Source organism: Paenibacillus lentimorbus NRRL B-30488, assembly GCF_000411595.1.
Classification (GTDB): domain Bacteria; phylum Bacillota; class Bacilli; order Bacillales; family Bacillaceae; genus Bacillus; species Bacillus velezensis.
In genome coordinates, this window is record NZ_ANAT01000045.1 from 21,475 (window position 1) to 35,496 (window position 14,022).

The following is a 14,022-nucleotide window of genomic DNA, read 5'->3' on the forward strand; positions in this document are numbered from 1 at the left end:
TTCAGTTTACTCCTCTTCCTGCAAGAATTGATCAATATCGTCAATCGAGAATCCTTTTCTGAATAAGTACTGTTTGACCTTCATTCCGCTTTCATAGCTGCCGTCATAGCGGTATTTCCTGATCGCTTTTTCCGCATGAGCCTTCAGAGCTTCCATCTCGGCTTCATCATCATTTTCATACTCCGTCTGCTCCAGAGCGGCATTGATGACGTCGAAAGGGAAACCTTTTCGCTGAAGCTGCATCTGCGCCCGCTGTCTGATCTCTTTTGTGGACAGCTTTTTGTCTTTTTTGAGGATTTTGCCGATATGTTTCAGCGCTTCTTGTATCTGCTCATCAAATGTAAACGCGCTGAGCGTCTCCTTGATGGTATCGTCGTCTATTCCTTTCGCTTTCAGCTCGCGGAACAGGACGTCAGGGCCTTTGCCGTTTGTTTTTTTGTGGGTGCTCGCATAGGCTTCGGCAAATTCTTTGTCATTTAAGTAGCGGTAATCGTACAGTTTATGGATGACTTCAGAAATAACCATGTCCGGTGTTTCTTTTTTCTTCAGATGATCCCGGACTTCTTTTTCAGAGCGCATCCGGTATGATAAAAATTCTACGGCGCGGTTAAAGGCTTTTTTCACGTCATCGCCGTGCTGGATCTCAAGAATGTCAAGCTCGTCCAGTTCTTTCCCTTTTTTCAGGTCAAAACGCACAAGTACGTCGGCGTCGACGCTGAATGCATATTTCTCATCAAGAAAGATGTTGAAGCGCTCGGTATTTTTCTTTTGGGTCGATATTTTTGTAATAAACGGCATCCCGGTCTCCTTTCCCGCCCCGATGTTCAGGCGTTTTTCTTTTTGGCAAATGAGGTACAGTATATGTATCAACGTGTAAGGAGAGATGGATATGAATATCGCGATGACAGGCGGCACTGGTTTTCTGGGCCGGCATCTGACAGGTGTGTTTACCCGCCGGGGACATCATGTCTATATTTTATCAAGAAAACAGAGAGAAACCGAACAAAAAATGTGACATATGTTCAATGGCTGGCCGAAAACGCGGCGCCTGAGCGCGAGCTTCCCCCTATTGATGTATGGGTGAACCTCGCCGGCAAATCCATCTTTGACCGCTGGACGGACACAACGAAAGAACAAATCATCTCAAGCCGGGTAGAAGCGACGAGAGAAGTCAGACGGATTATGAAGCAGCAGCCGAAAAAACCCCGGGCTTTAATTCAGGCAAGCGCCGTCGGCATTTACGGCACCAGCACAGAGAAAACGTTCACTGAGCAGTCCGATACGTCAAATGAAGACTTTCTCAGTCATACGGCTCATATGTGGGAGCGTGAAGGCCAGAAAATTGAAGCGCTCGGCATTCGGACGGTATATGCCAGATTCGGGGTGATGCTCGGTGAAAAAGGCGCCCTGCCGCTCATGGTTCTTCCTTATAAGCTGTTAGCCGGAGGCACCGTCGGCTCTGGACGGCAGTGGCTGTCATGGGTTCATGTCGATGACGCCGCGGAACTTATTGCTTTTGCGGCGGAGCATGATGACTTATCCGGTCCCATGAATGTGACATCGCCGAACCCCGTAGAAATGAAGCAATTCGGAAAGACGATCGCAAGCGTCCTGCACCGCCCCCATTGGATTCCCGTACCGGAATTTTTTCTGGAGAAGGCCTTGGGGGAAATGAGCCTGCTGATCGTAAAAGGCCAGCGCGCCCTGCCTAAGCAGGCGCTGACATCCGGTTTTCAATTTACGTATGAAGAACTTGAGTTGGCTTTAAAGGATCTCTTATCTGCATAAAAACGGAAATAAAAGCCAATCCTATTGGTATTCTGTTTTGAAGGAGGGTCTTCTTTTATGGAAAAGAAGCGCGAAAAACATCAGCAGGGAGCCAATCTGAAAAAAATGCAGGAAGTCCTTTATTCCGGTGAATTCAAAAAAGCGGAAAGAGCAGCCAAACGGAAATAAACTGAATAAAGATCGGGACCGGGCAGATACTATGTTTGTTTGATATCACTTTTTTCAGGGGGCGATTGATATGGGCAGAAATCATACTCACAAAAACCGTGATAAAAACAAACAAAAACTTCCTCAAGTTCCGGATGCTTTGAAACGCGAAACAGACGGCACGTACGAGGAATATTCAAGCGAGCTTGCTGATTCCGCTGACCGCGAAGCGCAGGCGCGGATGAAAGCCGCTGACAACAGAGCTAAAAGCAAAACCCGCTAATACGAAATCCCCGCCTCTGTATGGAGACGGGGATTTTTTTACAACTCGGTAAACAGGCTCTTTGCCGGCGTCCGTTCTTTCGCCTTAGGCTGTTCATCCGGATAGCCCGTTTGAATGATGGCGGCGAAGCGCTCATTGTCTGCAAGGCCGAAGTCTTGGTGAACCTGTTTGTCATACATGATGCGGCCGCTTTTCCAGACCATGCCGATGCCGTTTTCATGTGCGAGAAGCTGAAGGTTTTGAATCATGCCGCTCAGCGCCGCGAAATCATCGTTTCTCGTAAATTCATTTTCATCTTCTTTTAAGACGACCAGCAAAAATCCCGGAACGGCGCTGAGGTTTTTTCTCATGTTCCGCTCTTTTTCCTCGTTGAAATCATCTTTTATTTTTTGAAAAATGAGACGTAGCTGTCCGCAAGCTTTGCTTTTCCCGCTTCGCTTGCTGCGTAGATAAAACGCCATGGCTCCGTCAGTCTGTGGTTCGGTGCGTAAACGGCCGTTTCCAGCATATCTAATATGACTTCAGAAGGTACGGTTTCCGGCTTAAACGACCGGATGGATCTTCTGTTTCTGATTGTATGTGCAAGACTTTCGTTTTGCTGTAATTGTTCGGTTTTCGGCATGCCGATTCACCTTCCTATTCAATTGAAAATGATTATCATTTATAATATAACGGATACGACCGTCTTTTGTAAACCGTTACGGAAGCTGAAAATTGATTGATTCGGCATACACGGCCGTTCCCGTCATCTTGATGTTCATCTCTCCGTTTTCCTCCGCAATTCTGATTTCCACTTTTCCGTCTTTCCCGATTTCCTGGCCTTGTTCGATCGTGAGGCATTCGGCTTCAGAGCCTCCGTATTGCCGCATATAGGCTGCCATGACGCCTGAAGCGGTTCCCGTGACGGGATCTTCGGTCGTTCCGGAGAAAGGTGAAGAAAAATGACGGCCGTGCAGATCACTTTCCGAATGAACGGTTTCCAGAGAAAACGGATGAACGCTCGCTTTCGGAAGATCGCGCAAAACAGCGGGGAATTGTGCGTTGTCAGGCACCATATTCCGTGATGCTTGAAGTGATCTCAGCGGAACAATCAGTGTCCAGATCCCCGTTGATCCGTAAACAATCGGCAGCTCGCTGTGAAAATCCTCAGCCGTAATCCCGAGCGAGGCCGCAAGCTTTTCTTTGTCGCCCGTAAACGGCAGAAATTGCGGGGGTGCCTGTTTGAGCGTGATGTATACCCGGCCGTTTCGTTCAGCGGCTTTTGCGGGAAGAATGCCGGCTTTTGTCTCAATTTGATATGTCTGATCAGCCTGAAGCCTTCCCTTTTCAATTAATGCGTAAAGAGAGGCGACGGTAGCATGTCCGCATAAATTCATTTCGTGGCCGGGTGTAAAATAGCGGATGCGCAGATCGGCTTCTCCGCTTTTGCAGAGAAATGAGGTTTCATTGTACCCTGCCAATTCGGCGATCATCTGCATCTCTTCATCTGAATAATCATCTCCGTTAAAGACGATTCCTGCGGGATTTCCCAAATCAGGAATATCGGTAAACGCTTCATATTTAAACACGGTTGCCTGTTTCATTCATCAGCCTTCCTTTCACCTTATGATCATGTTATTCAGTATAACAGAGTAAAATTAGAATTTTTAGTTAATTCTTCAAAAAAAGACGCCTTTTAACGGCGTCTTTTTTTGGTTTTTCCGATCAGGCGGGTGACGAGAATCATCGTGACGGACAGCGATCTGTTTTTGCGGTACGCCAAGTATTTCCCGCGCCACTCCGGTTTGTATTTTTCTTTAAAGGCCCGCAGCCCGCTGAAGCTGTACATATACCGGACGTTGTTGAAAATGACGGCCGCGATTCTTTCCGACCAGAAAGATGTAAAAGCCGTTCCTACGTTTGACAAAGGCGCCATGCCCATATTAAAGGTGGTATAACCTTTTTCCTGCGCCCAGAGAAACAGACGGATGAAAAGCGCGTCCATAATACCGTTCGGCGCGCTTTTCCGATAACGCATCAAGTCGACTGATATCTCGCCTTCCTGATACATCGGCATCAGGTTGGCAAAAGCGATGATCTCCCCTTCCGCGTCTTTCACGTAAGCAATCGGCGCCTGTTCCAGATAATCCCGGTCGAAGAAACCGAGAGAAAAACCTTTCTCTTTTTTCGGTCCGAGCCATTCGTCCGATATGTCTTTCAGCTTGGCGATAAACTCGGAGGAAAACGGCGGTTCCCCGACATGAAATGTGTAGCCTTCGCGGTCAAATTTGTTGTTAATCGCCCGCAGCCCCGCTTTTTTCTTACCTGACAGCGTAAATGCTTCCATATCCACGAACGCCTCTTCTCCGAGCTTGAAGAAGTTATAGCCGAAGTCATGGTACAGCGCCAGATCTTCACGTTCGATCTGATAAAACATGACACTCAGCCCCTGCTTATGCGCTTCATTCAGAAATTCCTCAATCACAAGCGGAAAAGAGTCTCTCTGTCCTGACGGATCACCGAGCACGACAAGCCTTCTGGAAATCTGGCCGAACAATAAAAGCGCTTTGCCGTCGCTTGAGAAATAAAACCGCTTATCCCCGAGAAAGCCGAGATGGCTGAGGGCGTTTCCGCCTTCTTCCGCCAAAAAGGACTTCAGCCGTTCAGGATCGGCCTTTTCTCCGATCGGCTTCGATCTTTTATGATAAAAGACCGTAAACAAAAGGAAAAACAGCGGCACAACAATAATGGCCGTCATCGTAGCATATGTAATGTGAGAATTGTTATGAACGAAATAATCGTGGCGCAGCAGCCGATTCATTTTATCCCAAATAAAGCCGGCAATGAGATTGTAGTTAAACAAGGCGATAATAAACAGAGCGGCGGCAAAAATCATCTGGCCGAGCGTATACGATGCCTGCTCTCTGATAAACTGCCGCTTTAACAGCACCAGCAATACAATGACGACAGGCAGAATAAAGATCGCGCTGATGTTCAATCCTTTTAAGAAACTGAACACAAAACCGCCGACCAGCGCGGCAACCGCCATTGAATAAGAACGTTTCGTCCGTTTGTATAATTCAATCGGCAAGATTAAAAGAATCAAAGCCGCGCTTAACGATAACGCGTTAAACGCAAGGAGCGCCGGGCGCGGAATATGCGGGATGACCGTCTCCCTGTCAATCGGCAGGGCGACGGACGCAAGCACAACGACTCCCGCCATAAAAACCAAAAGCGACAGCGAACCGTAAAGCACTCTGATTAAGATGGCGCGCTGGAATACGAGAAGCACGTTCGTCGTTTCCACGGCGGGCGCCATCTTCGGATTTGATTCCAGCCGTTTAAGCGTATTTTCCGTTAAATCGCCGGCCGCAAAGAACAGCCCGAACACAAACGGAATAAATGAATACACAATCCGGTAGATGACGATGGATGTCACAACCGCCTCCTGCGGAAAGCCCATATTCTGCATGCCGAGCAGAAACAGAAGGTCAAACGAACCCAATCCTCCCGGCACAAGGCTGATGATTCCCCCGATAGCGGCAATGGCAAATACACCGAATACATGGCGGACATCCGCGTGAATCCCCATGACATACAGGGAATAATACATGACGACGGCCGCCGCAAACCATTCGGCAAACGATGCCCCGATGTAAGAAAAAACCGGATGCCTCGGTTTTGCTTCACCGTCTTCTGCGCCAGATTTTTTATTGTTGATCCAAGCGGCGATTAAGGCTGCCGGCACAATAAGCGCCACTCCGGCGATAACAGCCCACAGCCACGGTTTCTCACCTGTAATCTCTCCGACCGGCAGAATGCGGGCAATGGTCAGGATACTGAAGACGGACAGCCCGAGCAGCGCTGAGGACGTAAGCCAGGCGATGCCTGCGACGAGGCGTTTTACGTCATTCGTATGCTCTTTGTAAAGCATCGTCCGCAGCCCGACGCCCGCCAGACCGCCAAATCCAAGGACATTGTTAAAGGAATTGGCGATAAAAGAAACCCTGAAAACTTTCCAATTCGGAATGTCGAGGCGAAGCGTCCGTTTCAGCACAAAGTCATAAAAGGACATCGCGCTGACGGCAAGGAGGCCGAGCAGAACGAGAATAAATAAATCGTAACGCTCAATCCCGTTAATAATGTACAGCGTTCGTTTAAAAGAAAGGTCTGTCAATTCCTTTTTGGACTGATAAATGACTAAAAGCAAAACTGCAATAGGAAATATTACTTTTAATATCGATAAGGCATTCTTTTTAGTCAGCAATGTTCTCTCCAATCATCATAAAATAGCTTATTTATTATAATTCCCCCAATAATCTCCAACATATTATACACTACCACCTCACATTCAAACAAAACTCGTCTGCAACTTTCTTTCTCTGATTAAAATCAGTAATATGGTATGCAGGAGTATGAATGAGGAAGTGAGACGATGGATTATAATCTGCATGATACAACGGTATTAGGCGGCGATATTTTTTCTCCTGAGGAACGGGATATTTGGGTGCTGTACATGAAAGTGATGACCTCGGCGGGACTCGGCGATGTTTCGGAGTGGATGAAGCTTGATATGAGCATGCCGCAAATGAAGGTGCTGATGCTTCTGAACAACCACGGGACGCTTAAGGTGAGTGACATAGCGGAGAAAATGGGCGCTTCTCTTTCAAATACGACGGGGCTGCTTGACCGTTTAGAAAAATCATGTTTCATTACACGCGCTCCGTCAGAAGAAGACCGCCGTTCAGTCGTCGTTCAATTAACGGAAAACGCGAAAGATATTTTCCGCAGCCTTTATCAAAAAGGACATGTAAAATTGAAGCGTTCATTGGAAACGCTGACCGCTGAAGAAAAACAAACGGTCAATCAAGGACTTGCCATTTTGGCAAGAGCGCTTGATTCTTCCAAACAGGCATAGAGATGAAAAAGGCCTGCCGGTATCGGCGGCCTTTTTTTGTTTGACATTTAATTCACTTAAAGTGAATAATATACTCGAAGTGAACTAAAAACGGAAGGATTGATCAGTATGCCGGAGCCATTGCAAACAGAAAAAAACCAGAGCCGGGCCATCACTCTTTTTACGATCGGTGTGTTCATGGCGGCGCTGGACAACGGAATTATTTCCGCTGCTCTGACGACGATTAACAGCTCTTTTGATGTTTCTCCTTCATGGGGATCGTGGGGAGTGACCCTCTACACATTGGGACTCAGTGTCAGTGTGCCGATTGTCGGCAAGCTGTCGGACCGATACGGGCGGAAAAAGCTGTTTATGATGGAGGTCGGGCTGTTCGGACTCGGCTCTTTGCTTGTCGCACTCAGTCAGAGCTTCCCGATGTTTTTGGCGGCACGGCTCATTCAGGCGCTTGGCGGCGGCGGAATTTTTATAATCGGGAGTTCGCATGTGCTGGCCGTACTTCCGAAGGAGAAACAGGGGAAAGCTCTCGGGCTTTTAGGGGCGATGAACGGTATGGCGGCCGTCCTCGGACCGAATATCGGGAGCTTTTTGCTTGATGCAACCGGGTCGTGGCATTGGCTGTTCTTGATTAACCTGCCGATTGCCGCCGCTTTGGTTGTGTGCGGCGGTTTGTTTATCGCTGAAACGAAAGAGCCTGAGGCGAAACGGCTTGACCTCGCCGGCACAATGCTGCTGTCTCTTGCGATCTTATCTTGTATGATCGGTATCACGAATCTCAATGGGGCGAAGCTGTCAGAAAGCATAATGGACGTAAAGGTGTACGGGTATCTTTTGGGAGCGGCACTTCTCTTTCTGGTACTGCTTAAGGTCGAAAAGCGGGTTGAAAACCGGGGGGGCGATCCGATTCTCGCCTACTCGCTGCTGCAAAATAAAGTGTTTCAATGGACGCTTGTCATCGGATTTTTATCGGGAGGGCTGCTCGCTGCGGTCATTTTTATTCCTTCTTATGCGGAGCAATATTTGCACGTATCGGCGGAGAAAGCGGGTTATTGGATGACGCCGCTTGCGTTGGCGTCAGGAATCGGAGCGTGGCTCGGCGGGGCGGTCACGGATAAAAAAGGGCCGGTCTTCTCCGCGGTTGTATCAGGCGCCATCGCCTTTGCCGGATTCAGCCTGTTTCCGTTATGGGTGACGGATAAATGGGAATTTGTCACGGCGAGTGTCATTGCGGGGATCGGTTTCGGATTTCTGCTCGGGGCTCCGCTGAATGTGCTTGTATCAGAAACGGCGGGCCAAAACAAAGGAACAGCGCTCGCCACGCTGTCACTCGTAAGGCAGGTCGGGCTGACGCTCGCTCCGGCTTTATATGCCGGCTTCATTACAGCGAGCTTTGACCGGATCGGAGCGGACATTAAAAACCGTTTAATGAAAAGCGGCATTCCCGCTGATCAGGCGCAAACGCCCGATATCGGCGGCGGACTTTCTTCGTTGCAGGAGCAGGTAAGCCGAATCCCCGTTCCCGCCGTCAAAAAAGCGGTTTCTGATGCGATTGAAGCGGGCATTTCCAGCGGCTACCACCATCTTTATACGGCAGCCGCCGTCATTTCATTATGCACGATCGTGTCTGCGGCTGTTTTGGCGTTTTTCCGGAAGCCGGCATCCTCTAAGACAGATGCCAGCCCATCCGCCGGGAAAGCTCAGTAATATGGGCGATGTGTTGTTCAGAGTGCCAGACATATAGCCCGAGCGCCTGTTCCAGCGTAACCGTCTCTTTAGATACAGGATGGAAGTACGTCCGTTTGAATTGGGCTTCCGTCATGGAGTGCAAAAGAGCGGCCCATCTTCTGTGCAGGATTGTTAACAGCTCAAGCGCATCCCCGCAAGCGGCGGTTTTGGAATCATGAAGATCGGCCCAGCCTTTTTCATCATAAGGACGGATTTCCGGTTCATTCTCCGTTAAGCTCAATTTAAACCGGGTGTAGCCGTTCATGTGGCTGTCCGCCAGATGGTGAACCACTTGGCGGACAGTCCATCCCCCTTCGCGGTACGGCGTATCAAGCTGACTGTCCGACATCGCTCTGACAGCTTGTTTCAGTTTGGCCGGAGCGTGTTCCAGCGCATTGATCCATTCTTGTTTCTGTCCGGACGAAATCGATTCAGCCGGCTGATATTCTCCAATCGGATAGCTGAGGGTTTGTTTTTCCATTTTTGTCTCTCTCCCGCTGATCGTATTATGAAAGTATGATGGTGATGTCGCAGCCTTCCGCTTTCGCTTCACGAAAGACCTGAAGCACACTCTCGGCGCCATTTTCTGTAAACTGCTTGCTTTGTTCAAACTGTCTCCATTCTAAAACGAGGGGATATTCCACCCAGCCGGTCAGACAATCCCATAAAGCGTCAAGGTTTTCACCGTAGTATTCAGGAAGGGCAAGTTCCTTTTTCAATGTCTGGTGCAGGTCGCTCATACTTCTGATTTGCTCCCCGTTAATAACTGCTTTATTCATGCGCGGCTCCTTTCTCTTGATTTTATTCTATCAGTTTACCATTTTCCTCTTCAGAAGTGACCGGAGTCTGCCGCGGTTCCAGCTGAACGATTCCTTGCCCGCCGTCAACGGCCACCCTGTCCCCCGTTTTCAGTTTTGACGTTGCATTTCCGCACCCGACAACGGCAGGAATCCCCAGTTCCCGGGCGACGATCGCCGCGTGGGACAAAGGGGCGCCGACGTCCGTTATGATGGCAGCCGCTCTTGGAAAAAGCGGGGTCCAGCCTACATTGGTTGTCGACGTCACTAAAATTTCCCCCGCCGCAAAAGAATCCCCGTCTTCCGGGACATCAAGGACACGGACAATGCCCTCCACTCTCCCGGCCGCTCCCGCGAAACCTTTTAAAGTATGCGCATCATCCGTTTCCGCAGGCATAAAAGCATCGTAATAATCCGCTCTTCTGTCAGGATCCTCAGCCCATTTAAACGGATTGAATCTTCCGTTAATAACGGATGGGAACGGCGGCAGTTTTTTATAGGTTTCATAGTTTTGCTTTCTCGCTTGAATCGACGCAACCGCCGGCTCTTTCCCCGCGAGCAGATCGGTTATTTCATGCAGATACAGAAAGAAAATATCGTCCTTCATGCCGGTCATTTCCGCCGCTCTGAGCGCGAATGCTCTGGCTGTCCGGTACACCCTGACAAATTCGGATCTGGTTGTTTCTCTCATATTCGCGTATTCTGACGCTTTTTCCATTTTGGCTTTGAGCCATTTGACCTTATGAGGAAACTTTTTTTCAAATCTTCGGAAGGCCTGTTCATGCGCCCGCTGCTGTTTCAAAAGCAGTTGTTCGGCATCAATACCCGACTCCTTGTGTTCTTTGATCTGCTTCGTCAGCCAATCCCGGTTTTCTCCCGGATGCGGTATGGAAAGTTCGTATTCATGCGGACCACGGTGGCCTTGGTTCCTGAGATATTCTTCCTCGCTCATACGGCCTTTCATGACTTGATCAATGCCGATAATCGGCTCCAGGCTGGCCAGTCCGCCTTTTCCCCTCAGATTGGAAAGCAGGAGATTCGCATCTTCTATGCCTGCGAGTTTTGTTAATTGAGAGGTTAACGACGAAGAGGATTGCGCAGAATCACGCCCGCCGGATATTAACGCAAACCACGCGTTGCATAAATACGGATAGATCTCATTGTTCCATATCGCTAATAATGCCCGCTCCGTTTCGGCGCGTTTCAGCTTTTCTTCAATATTCCGGCACCACTCCGGCGATTCGTCCAAGTAGGAGGACATGTTTTTTTTCGCTTGCTTCATTTTCGACAGATACGGTTTCAGTTTTTTCGGGATGATTTTCAAAAGTTCATACTTTGAGAACGGATATAAAGGAATCTTCATTTCCGCCGGGATTTCTCCCAATGTATCGCTCATCATTTTTCCAATTTTTCCGCCTTTCGGATTCAGACCGAAAGCGGCGAGAACGGAAAGAGGCTGGCTCATATTGTTATAGGCTCTGCCGCAAATATTGCCGGACCAGACATAATAGCCCGGAATGATGCCTGACTCTTCATCCAGATTCCGGAGGAGCGACCATGTCAGCGGCGTCATCACATCGGGAATCGCTTCTCCTATATTGGTGTTTGTCCATAAAAAATCACCGCTGAAAGAATCATTCCATTCATAGGTTTCCAGATTTCCGGCTTGTAAGGTCGTAATCGGGCGGGATTGAAGAATATACAATGTCCCGCCCGCGGCGGCCCATTCAATATCCTGCGGCCCTCCAAGATCTTTTTCCAGCTTTTTCGCCAGTTTATAGAGCTTTGACGCATATTTGCGAAATTCCCCGGGGCCGTCATATTTTTTCTTGGGCCGTGCCAGTTTAAAAGAATAGGCATCGGCTTCCCCGGAAACGAGCTGCTCCCCGAGACCGTAGACGTAATTGCCTGTCATCTCCCGCCTGCTCCCCGTAATCGGATCTGCGGTAAACAGCACTCCGGATATCTCAGACGGTATCATCAGCTGGATGACGATTGCGATTTCATGCTCATCTTCCATTCCCTGAACGGCGCTGTACGCTTTTACTCTTTCTGACTGTACCGACCGGCGAACTTCATCAATCGCCCTGGACATGTCTTGATCTGTTTTGACATTCAACACCGTATCGAATTCTCCGGCGAAGGAAGCCTGAGCGGAATCCTCGCTCAGCGCGGATGAGCGTACGGCAAACAACGCAGCTGCATGGCGGCTGCGGATGGAATTCACATATTGATCAACAGCCTCTCTCGCCTGATGGCGGAGCTGTCCGTCCTGAAAGGCTGACGGCAAAATCACAAACCCTTCAGGCACAGGGTACCCGCTTTGATACATTTTAGAGAGAATGCTTCCTTTTCCTCCCGCAAAGGAATAAAGTTCGGCCGGAAGTTCTCCGAATGTTTTGACACAGTCATTCATAATGTCCCCGCTCCTTTTTAGTCGTTCATCCAAGCTCACAGTTTTTCTCTTTTTCACTTTTTTTGAAAGTATTTCCTATAAGTATACAATATATCGGTCTTCACAAGGGAGAAAATCAATGGCGTTATTTTGTCATAAATGCATCCGTCAAAACAGCCGCAGGCGGGGGCTTTGTTTGCAGGATGTACAACTATCCGTCCTCGTGCAGGATAAAGCGGACCCGTATCAAAAAGGCGGCCGAAACGCCGCCTTTTTTTCAGACTGTGCGGCCTTGATGCGCCGCCGTATTTCTTTTGGTCTGCTTGGGCTGATACACTTTCCCGACAAACAGGTATCCGTATCTGAAATGGTTGCACCCCCAAGATACGAAAATGGGACCGAACGTGCAGATCAAAAATAAAAGAAGGATGGCAGCCGCTAAAGGCATTGACCGCAAATAGCCTTCCAGAAGATATCCGCTGATTAAAAAGTAGGAGTGCAGCAGATAGATTGAAAACGAATAGTTGCTGATCATCATCACAATCGCGGGCACTTTTTTTGAGCTTTGAAAACAGATGAAAACACAGAAAGATCATACTGACCGCGTAAATCATAATATCCGGACGCTTAGAGGAAATGGAGCCGCCGCTGATATATGAAACGGCCACAATCAATATTGCCGATACGGCCGCACTGAAGTAAACCGCATAACGGTACTGATTGATGAGCGATAAAAAACGCGGATATTCCTTTCCGCAATAAAATGCCAGACAGAAATAAAACACCCAGCCCGGAAACGGAACCCAAAAGAACGGAAAAATAGAATCAAGCCCCGATGATGCCGGCGGATGAAAGATCGAAAAGTAAGCCAGATAGACGGCGTTGATGATAAACGAAACAGACAGCACCCACACTGGGGATGTGTTGTTCAGCCAGCGGTGCAGCAGCATATGGAGAATGTAAAATTGAAAGATCACAAGAATGAAGTAGCCGATGAAGTTTCCTAAAAACACATTTTCTAAAAATTTACCGATCACTGAAACGAATCCGGCTCCTTCTTCCGCCACGCTTTTCATTAAAATGGCATCCACCGCGGCAATAAACAGAAACGGCACGAAAATGACTTTGCCCCTTTTCTTTAAAAAACCCGCTGGAACGCCTTTCGGGTATGACCTGGCAAGCAGAAATTCCGAAATAAAGATAAACGCCGGCGTGCTGAACATCAACAGGGTCCGAAAGGCATCAACCGTATGGGCGGCACTGGCTAAGGACTCTTCCTGAATCATCAGCACCATTGAAACTGCGTGAAGCAGAACGACACTTAAACAGGACAGGCAGCGAATTACGAAAATTTCTTTTATCTGCATGCGGCCGCTCCTTTTTCACAAGCGCGCCGGACTTTGGCGTATGCTTGGCGCAGCCATTTTTCCCGCAGTTCGGGTGTGCTCGTTCTGACGACAGAAAAAAGGTTCCGCTCGGCTTTTTGAATGCCGCAAAATTGCAGAATGCCTTTTTTCAGCGTAATCCAGTCCGAGTTTTTCCGGAACCACTTTAAGTACCAGCCCGGGGAGTCCGCCGTATAAAAGACCTGTGCCGTCTCTGCCCGGAGCAGTCCTTTTACGCGGCCGTTTTCATATGTGTAGGCTTCTCCGGCGACAAGCACTCTGTCAAAAAAGCCTTTCATAATCGCCGGAACGCCTCCCCACCACAGCGGGTAGATGAAAATGAGATGATCCGCTTCTTTCATCAGTTTCCGGTATTTCTTCGTTTCAGCGTCCCGGTTCATGTCAGAGCGCTTTTTTTCGCCGCCGTACTTCAGCACGGGATCAAATTGATCGGCGTATAAATCAATGACCGTATAGCTTTGGCCGCTGTCCTTTAAAGCCATGGCGACGTATTTTACGAGAGCCGCATTGAAACTGTTCTCATCCGGGTTTGCATACACAATCACCGTCTTCATATGTCCCTCCCAGTATTTATTAATTTTTACAAT

11 protein-coding genes and 3 pseudogenes are annotated in these 14,022 nt (G+C 48.7%); 5 read left to right on the top strand and 9 right to left on the bottom strand.

Annotation, left to right across the window (positions count from 1 at the left end):
• Positions 1 to 6 precede the first annotated feature (6 nt).
• Positions 7 to 798 (bottom strand): recombination regulator RecX, encoded by a 792-nt coding sequence (gene recX, locus D368_RS18625; protein ID WP_003155502.1) that lies wholly within the window; start codon positions 796 to 798, stop codon positions 7 to 9.
• 91 nt (positions 799 to 889) lie between these two features.
• Here recX and D368_RS18630 point away from each other — a divergent pair.
• The 3 genes and pseudogenes from D368_RS18630 (at position 890) to D368_RS18640 (ending at position 2,218) form a co-directional block, all read left to right on the top strand.
• Positions 890 to 1,788 (top strand): annotated as a pseudogene (locus tag D368_RS18630) (TIGR01777 family oxidoreductase).
• 57 nt (positions 1,789 to 1,845) lie between these two features.
• Complete coding sequence (locus D368_RS18635; protein WP_003155504.1) at positions 1,846 to 1,956, top strand: YfhE family protein; 111 nt, start codon at positions 1,846 to 1,848, stop codon at positions 1,954 to 1,956.
• Between the two features lie 70 nt (positions 1,957 to 2,026).
• Entirely contained in the window at positions 2,027 to 2,218 is a 192-nt protein-coding gene (locus D368_RS18640; protein ID WP_003155508.1) for a YfhD family protein, read from the top strand.
• A 38-nt stretch (positions 2,219 to 2,256) separates the two neighbouring features.
• Here D368_RS18640 and D368_RS18645 read toward each other — a convergent pair.
• The 3 genes and pseudogenes from D368_RS18645 to mprF form a co-directional block, all read right to left on the bottom strand.
• Positions 2,257 to 2,840, bottom strand: a pseudogene (locus D368_RS18645) (nitroreductase family protein).
• A 76-nt stretch (positions 2,841 to 2,916) separates the two neighbouring features.
• Positions 2,917 to 3,801: a PhzF family phenazine biosynthesis isomerase gene (locus D368_RS18650; protein ID WP_025650233.1), complete on the bottom strand. Its 885-nt coding sequence runs from the start codon at positions 3,799 to 3,801 to the stop codon at positions 2,917 to 2,919.
• Between the two features lie 92 nt (positions 3,802 to 3,893).
• A complete protein-coding gene (mprF, locus tag D368_RS18655) occupies positions 3,894 to 6,464 on the bottom strand; it encodes a bifunctional lysylphosphatidylglycerol flippase/synthetase MprF (protein WP_101562833.1) in 2,571 nt (856 codons plus the stop codon).
• Between the two features lie 168 nt (positions 6,465 to 6,632).
• On the opposite strand from mprF, the gene D368_RS18660 reads away from it, so the two are divergent.
• Positions 6,633 to 7,115 carry a MarR family transcriptional regulator gene (locus tag D368_RS18660; protein ID WP_003155512.1) on the top strand — a complete coding sequence of 161 codons (483 nt, stop codon included), beginning with the start codon at positions 6,633 to 6,635 and terminating at the stop codon, positions 7,113 to 7,115.
• A gap of 108 nt (positions 7,116 to 7,223) precedes the next feature.
• Entirely contained in the window at positions 7,224 to 8,816 is a 1,593-nt protein-coding gene (locus D368_RS18665; RefSeq protein WP_128575034.1) for an MFS transporter, read from the top strand.
• Here the strand turns inward: D368_RS18665 and bstA are convergent.
• The 5 genes and pseudogenes from bstA to D368_RS18690 all read right to left on the bottom strand — a co-directional run bounded on the left by bstA (position 8,776) and on the right by D368_RS18690 (position 13,989).
• Positions 8,776 to 9,318, bottom strand: coding sequence for a bacillithiol transferase BstA (gene bstA / locus D368_RS18670; protein ID WP_094247143.1), 543 nt, complete (start codon positions 9,316 to 9,318; stop codon positions 8,776 to 8,778). The two genes, D368_RS18665 and bstA, sit on opposite strands and share 41 nt — an antisense overlap.
• 25 nt (positions 9,319 to 9,343) lie before the next feature.
• Positions 9,344 to 9,616, bottom strand: a complete 273-nt coding sequence (locus D368_RS18675) for a ribonuclease inhibitor Barstar (RefSeq protein ID WP_025650237.1) — start codon at positions 9,614 to 9,616, stop codon at positions 9,344 to 9,346.
• A 22-nt stretch (positions 9,617 to 9,638) separates the two neighbouring features.
• Positions 9,639 to 12,050: a PEP/pyruvate-binding domain-containing protein gene (locus tag D368_RS18680; protein WP_071391449.1), complete on the bottom strand. Its 2,412-nt coding sequence runs from the start codon at positions 12,048 to 12,050 to the stop codon at positions 9,639 to 9,641.
• 256 nt (positions 12,051 to 12,306) lie between these two features.
• Positions 12,307 to 13,396: pseudogene (locus tag D368_RS18685) on the bottom strand (acyltransferase family protein).
• On the bottom strand, positions 13,387 to 13,989 hold the full coding sequence (locus tag D368_RS18690; RefSeq protein ID WP_071391447.1) for an NAD(P)H-dependent oxidoreductase: 603 nt from the start codon (positions 13,987 to 13,989) through the stop codon (positions 13,387 to 13,389). Before D368_RS18690 ends, D368_RS18685 begins: the two are co-directional and overlap by 10 nt.
• Positions 13,990 to 14,022: the final 33 nt, after the last annotated feature.

Excerpts from the sequence above, each read along its gene's own strand:
- D368_RS18680 (WP_071391449.1), bottom strand. The coding sequence starts at position 12,050 with ATGAATGACTGTGTCAAAACATTCGGAGAACTTCCGGCCGAACTTTAT.
- D368_RS18660 (WP_003155512.1), top strand. The coding sequence starts at position 6,633 with ATGGATTATAATCTGCATGATACAACGGTATTAGGCGGCGATATTTTT.
- D368_RS18665 (WP_128575034.1), top strand. The coding sequence starts at position 7,224 with ATGCCGGAGCCATTGCAAACAGAAAAAAACCAGAGCCGGGCCATCACT.
- D368_RS18635 (WP_003155504.1), top strand. The coding sequence starts at position 1,846 with ATGGAAAAGAAGCGCGAAAAACATCAGCAGGGAGCCAATCTGAAAAAA.
- recX (WP_003155502.1), bottom strand. The coding sequence starts at position 798 with ATGCCGTTTATTACAAAAATATCGACCCAAAAGAAAAATACCGAGCGC.
- D368_RS18640 (WP_003155508.1), top strand. The coding sequence starts at position 2,027 with ATGGGCAGAAATCATACTCACAAAAACCGTGATAAAAACAAACAAAAA.
- bstA (WP_094247143.1), bottom strand. The coding sequence starts at position 9,318 with ATGGAAAAACAAACCCTCAGCTATCCGATTGGAGAATATCAGCCGGCT.
- D368_RS18650 (WP_025650233.1), bottom strand. The coding sequence starts at position 3,801 with ATGAAACAGGCAACCGTGTTTAAATATGAAGCGTTTACCGATATTCCT.
- D368_RS18690 (WP_071391447.1), bottom strand. The coding sequence starts at position 13,989 with ATGAAGACGGTGATTGTGTATGCAAACCCGGATGAGAACAGTTTCAAT.
- D368_RS18675 (WP_025650237.1), bottom strand. The coding sequence starts at position 9,616 with ATGAATAAAGCAGTTATTAACGGGGAGCAAATCAGAAGTATGAGCGAC.